Annotated in this window: 7 protein-coding genes and 1 tRNA gene; all 8 read right to left on the minus strand. The window is 65.3% G+C overall.

Annotation, left to right across the window (positions count from 1 at the left end):
- Positions 1 to 57 precede the first annotated feature (57 nt).
- Positions 58 to 672, minus strand: a complete 615-nt coding sequence (locus RMP09_RS01835) for an NADH-quinone oxidoreductase subunit C (protein WP_310564307.1) — start codon at positions 670 to 672, stop codon at positions 58 to 60.
- A gap of 32 nt (positions 673 to 704) precedes the next feature.
- Positions 705 to 1,184, minus strand: coding sequence for an NADH-quinone oxidoreductase subunit B family protein (locus RMP09_RS01840; RefSeq protein ID WP_310564308.1), 480 nt, complete (start codon positions 1,182 to 1,184; stop codon positions 705 to 707).
- 71 nt (positions 1,185 to 1,255) lie between these two features.
- Complete coding sequence (locus RMP09_RS01845; protein WP_310564309.1) at positions 1,256 to 1,615, minus strand: NADH-quinone oxidoreductase subunit A; 360 nt, start codon at positions 1,613 to 1,615, stop codon at positions 1,256 to 1,258.
- Between the two features lie 47 nt (positions 1,616 to 1,662).
- Positions 1,663 to 1,747 (minus strand) — tRNA-Leu (locus tag RMP09_RS01850).
- Between the two features lie 180 nt (positions 1,748 to 1,927).
- On the minus strand, positions 1,928 to 2,329 hold the full coding sequence (secG, locus tag RMP09_RS01855; protein ID WP_310564310.1) for a preprotein translocase subunit SecG: 402 nt from the start codon (positions 2,327 to 2,329) through the stop codon (positions 1,928 to 1,930).
- A 34-nt stretch (positions 2,330 to 2,363) separates the two neighbouring features.
- On the minus strand, positions 2,364 to 3,107 hold the full coding sequence (tpiA, locus tag RMP09_RS01860) for a triose-phosphate isomerase (RefSeq protein ID WP_310564311.1): 744 nt from the start codon (positions 3,105 to 3,107) through the stop codon (positions 2,364 to 2,366).
- Positions 3,108 to 3,133: 26 nt separating this feature from the next.
- Positions 3,134 to 4,123: an NAD(P)H-quinone oxidoreductase gene (locus tag RMP09_RS01865; RefSeq protein ID WP_310564312.1), complete on the minus strand. Its 990-nt coding sequence runs from the start codon at positions 4,121 to 4,123 to the stop codon at positions 3,134 to 3,136.
- A gap of 19 nt (positions 4,124 to 4,142) precedes the next feature.
- On the minus strand, positions 4,143 to 4,384 hold a 242-nt coding region (locus RMP09_RS01870), incomplete at its 5' end, for a S1 RNA-binding domain-containing protein (protein WP_310564313.1).

Genomic DNA, 4,384 nt, shown 5'->3' on the forward strand with positions numbered 1-4,384 from the left:
GCGCGGCCGGGTGCTGCGGTCCGAAGTTCAGGGTGTAGTTCTTGATTTCAGCCATGATCAGTGCAGTCCGCCATAGTTGTCTTCGCGGATCACGCGCGGCGTGATCTCGCGCGGCTCGATGGACACCGGCTCGTAGACCACGCGCTGGCGCTCGGCGTCGTAGCGCATCTCCACATGACCGGAGAGCGGGAAGTCCTTGCGGAAGGGGTGACCGATGAATCCGTAGTCGGTGAGGATGCGGCGCAGGTCGTTGTGGCCTTCAAACACGATGCCGTACAGATCGAACGCTTCGCGCTCGTACCAGCTGGCCGAATTCCAGAGCCCGTTGACCGAGGCCACGACCGGAAAATCGTCTTCCGGACAGAACACGCGCACCCGCAGGCGCTGGTTCAAAGTCACCGACAGCAGGTGCACGACCACGCCAAAACGGGCACCTTCCCAGCGGCCATCGCCGTAGGTGGAGTAATCCATGCCGCAGAGGTCGATGAGTTGCTCGAATCGCGTCTGCGGCGCATCGCGCAGGGTCTGCATCACCGCCAAGTAATCGCTCGCAGCCACCACCAGGGTGACTTCGCCGCGCGCGACGGTGATCGAACGGGCGCGCTCGCCGAGCAGCTCCGTCACGGCGGCGGCAATGGTCTCGGCGGACGTGGTGTAAGTGGTGTCGCTCATGGGCCGTCTCTCTGACTCAGACCTGCCGCCGATCAGGCGCGGGCAATGGTGTTGGTGCGGCGGATCTTCTGCTGCAACTGGATGATCCCGTAGATCAGCGCCTCGGCCGTGGGCGGGCAGCCCGGCACATAGACGTCCACCGGCACGATGCGGTCACAACCGCGGACCACGGAGTAGCTGTAGTGGTAATAGCCGCCGCCGTTGGCGCACGACCCCATGGACAGCACCCAGCGCGGCTCGGCCATCTGGTCGTACACCTTGCGAAGGGCGGGTGCCATCTTGTTGCACAGGGTGCCGGCCACGATCATCAGGTCGGACTGCCGGGGACTGGCGCGGAACACCTCGGCGCCGAAACGTCCCAGGTCGTAGCGCGCCGTGGCGGCGTGCATCATTTCCACCGCGCAGCAGGCCAGACCGAAGGTCATCGGCCACAGCGAACCGGTCTTGGCCCAGTTCACCACCGAGTCGTAGCTCGTGGTGACAAAGCCTTCTTTGAAAACGCCTTCAATCATGTGCAGCTCCATGCAGCCCGACAGGGCGCGCACGCAAAACAGAATTCAGAAACCGACACCGCGCGATGCGGTCACTCCCAGTCGAGGGCGCCTTTTTTCCACGCGTAGACAAAGCCCACGAGCAGATCAAAAAGGAAAACGACACCCACCCAGAACCCCGTGGAGCCGATATCGGTCAGAGCCACCGCCCAGGGGACCAGAAAGGCGATTTCGAGGTCGAACAGAATGAAGAGAATGGCCACCAGGTAGTAGCGCACATCGAACTTCATGCGGGCGTCTTCAAACGCCTCGAAGCCGCACTCGTAAGGGGAGTTCTTCTCGGCATCGGGCCGGTTCGGACCGAGGATGTAGCCGAGAACCTGCGGAATGATCCCGATGGCAATACCGACCAAGATGAACAGAAGGACGGGAAGGTATTGCTCGAGACTCATCTTGGTGATTCCACTGACATGGCATGGGCGCCATGTTTTCCAAAGATTGGTGCCGACGGCGAGACTCGAACTCGCACAGCTTTCGCCACTACCCCCTCAAGATAGCGTGTCTACCAATTTCACCACGTCGGCTGGGTCTGCATGTCTGGCACACGAGGCTGAATGTGTGCCTTGCTGACAACCCATAGAGTTTACCCTGAATCACCCCCACTTTTCGGGGTCATCGTCGGTTTTTCAAACCGAAAGGGTCGGGTTGTTGCAGCGCAAAACACCCGTCCCGCCGCAGTCAGCGGGACCGGCTACTCCCCCTAGTTATTTGCCAGGAATCTGGGCCGCGCCCGTACCCGCCGGCACAGCCGGGGCCACGGTGGCCGGCGCGTCGGTGGCACCGGGGATTTGCTGCGCAGCGGGTGCCTGCACCGGTGCCGCAGCCCCCTCCAGCACACTGCCCGCGCTGGCTGGCGCGGTGCGCAGGTTGCCGAAGTAGGCCAGGCCCAGCGTGCAGACCAGAAACACGCCAGCCAGGATGCCGGTCGTGCGCGAGAGGAAGTTCGCACCGCCCGTGGCACCGAACAGGCTGGCCGATCCAGCGCCACCGCCACCGAAGGCGGCACCTGCGTCGGCGCCCTTGCCGTGCTGCATGAGGATGAGCCCGATCATGGCGATGGCGGCCAGGATCTGGATGACTTGAAGAAGGGTCAGGACGATGTTCATGGGGTCGTTCTTGAATGGAATGGACGTTGCGGTTTCAGCCCGCCGCCGCCACGATGGAAAGGAAATCGGCCGCTTTGAGCGAAGCGCCGCCAATGAGCCCGCCGTCGATGTCGGGCTGGGCCAGCAGGCTGGCGGCGTTGGCGGCGTTCATGCTGCCGCCGTAGAGGATGTGCACCCGCTTGGGGTTCGTGGTCGCGGCCGCCAGTTGCGCACGCAGCACGGCATGCACCGCCTGCGCCATCTCGGGCGTCGCGGTCTTGCCGGTGCCGATGGCCCAGACCGGTTCGTAGGCGACGACGATCTCGGTGATGCAATGGCCCACGGTGTGGATCGCGGCCGCCAGCTGGCGCTTGACCACGACCTCGGTTTCGCCGGCTTCGCGCTGCGCCAGCGTTTCGCCGACGCAGATGATCGGCGTCACGCCCGCCGACAGCGCACGCTGCGCCTTGGCTGCGACCAGCTCGTCGGTTTCACCGTGGTACTGGCGGCGCTCGCTGTGGCCGACGATGGCGTAGCGGCAGCCAAAGTCCTTGAGCATGGACACGCTCACTTCACCGGTGTACGCCCCTTGCTCGTGTGCAGACACGTCCTGCGCACCCCAGGCGATGTGGCTGCCGTGCAGCAGCGACTGCAACTGGGCCAGGTACGGCGCAGGCGCACACAGGGCCACGTCGGCCGCAGGCTGACCGATGCCGGCCAGCATGGCCTGGACCAGCGCCTCGTTGGCGGCCAGTCCGCCGTTCATCTTCCAGTTGCCTGCGATCAGTTTTCTGCTCATGAATGTCTCCGTGAGAACCCGGGCCTTCAAGCCCAGGTCAGAACGATCTTGCCGATGTGCTGGTTGCTCTCCATCAGGGCATGGGCCTCGGCCGCACGGGCCGCATCGAACGCGCTGTGGATCACCGGCTTGACACGCCCCTGCTCCAGCAAAGGCCAGACCCGCTCGCGCAGGGCCTGTGCAATCGCCGCCTTGAACGCCACCGGGCGCGGACGCAAGGTGGAGCCCGTGATGTGCAGACGGCGGCGCAACACCAGGCCGGCGTTGAACTCGGCCTTGACACCCCCCTGCACCGCGATGATGACCAGACGACCGTCTTCGGCCAGACACTCGACTTCGCGCGCCACGTAGCCGCCGGCCACCATGTCGAGCACGACATTGACGCCCAGCCCGCCTGTGAGCTCGCGCGCCACAGCCGAAAAATCCTGCGTCTTGTAGTTGATCGCATGATCGGCACCGAGCGACAGGCAGGCGGCACATTTTTCGTCGCTGCCGGCCGTGGCGATCACGCGCGCACCCAGGGCTTTCGCCAGCTGGATCGCGGTCACGCCGATGCCGCTCGTGCCGCCCTGGACCAACAGCGTTTCGCCGGGCTGCAGGCACGCCCGGTCGAACACATTGCTCCAGACGGTGAAGAAGGTCTCGGGCAGCGCGGCCGCCTGCACGTCGTCGAAACCGGCCGGCACCGGCAGGCACTGGCCCACAGGCGCCACGCACAGCTGTGCGTAACCGCCACCGGCCACCAGCGCGCAGACGCGGTCGCCGATCTTGAAACCGGCCTGCGCCATCGCACCGGCATCACCCGACTCGATGACGCCTGCCACCTCCAGGCCCGGCAGGTCCGACGCGCCGGGCGGCGGCGGATACGAGCCGCTTCGTTGCAGAACGTCGGGGCGGTTGACGCCCGAGGCGCGCACGCGGATCAGCACCTCGCCGGCGCCCGCCACCGGCGCCGGACGTTCCGTCAGGCGCAGGACGTCGGGCGCGCCAAAGGCGCTGATCTCAACGGCTTGCATCGTGGCGACCACGTCCGGCTTATTGCTGCTGCTGAGCGGCTTGCTCGGCAGGCGCGGCGTTGCGGTCGATCAGGGCCTTCATGGACAGCTTGACGCGACCCTTTTCGTCCGTCTCCAGGACCTTGACCTTGACGATCTGGCCTTCGCTCAGGTAGTCGGTCACGCGTTCGACGCGCTCGTGGGCGATCTGGCTGATGTGCAGCAGACCGTCCTTGCCGGGCAGCAGGTTGACCAGGGCGCCGAAGTCCAGGATCTTGGTGA

It is taken from the genome of Hydrogenophaga sp. (assembly GCF_031426985.1).
Classification (GTDB): domain Bacteria; phylum Pseudomonadota; class Gammaproteobacteria; order Burkholderiales; family Burkholderiaceae_C; genus Hydrogenophaga.

What these genes read in the sequence shown, in the direction of transcription:
- RMP09_RS01835 (WP_310564307.1), bottom strand. Translation starts at nt 672, where the DNA reads ATGAGCGACACCACTTACACCACGTCCGCCGAGACCATTGCCGCCGCC.
- RMP09_RS01840 (WP_310564308.1), bottom strand. Translation starts at nt 1,184, where the DNA reads ATGATTGAAGGCGTTTTCAAAGAAGGCTTTGTCACCACGAGCTACGAC.
- RMP09_RS01845 (WP_310564309.1), bottom strand. Translation starts at nt 1,615, where the DNA reads ATGAGTCTCGAGCAATACCTTCCCGTCCTTCTGTTCATCTTGGTCGGT.
- secG (WP_310564310.1), bottom strand. Translation starts at nt 2,329, where the DNA reads ATGAACATCGTCCTGACCCTTCTTCAAGTCATCCAGATCCTGGCCGCC.
- tpiA (WP_310564311.1), bottom strand. Translation starts at nt 3,107, where the DNA reads ATGAGCAGAAAACTGATCGCAGGCAACTGGAAGATGAACGGCGGACTG.
- RMP09_RS01865 (WP_310564312.1), bottom strand. Translation starts at nt 4,123, where the DNA reads ATGCAAGCCGTTGAGATCAGCGCCTTTGGCGCGCCCGACGTCCTGCGC.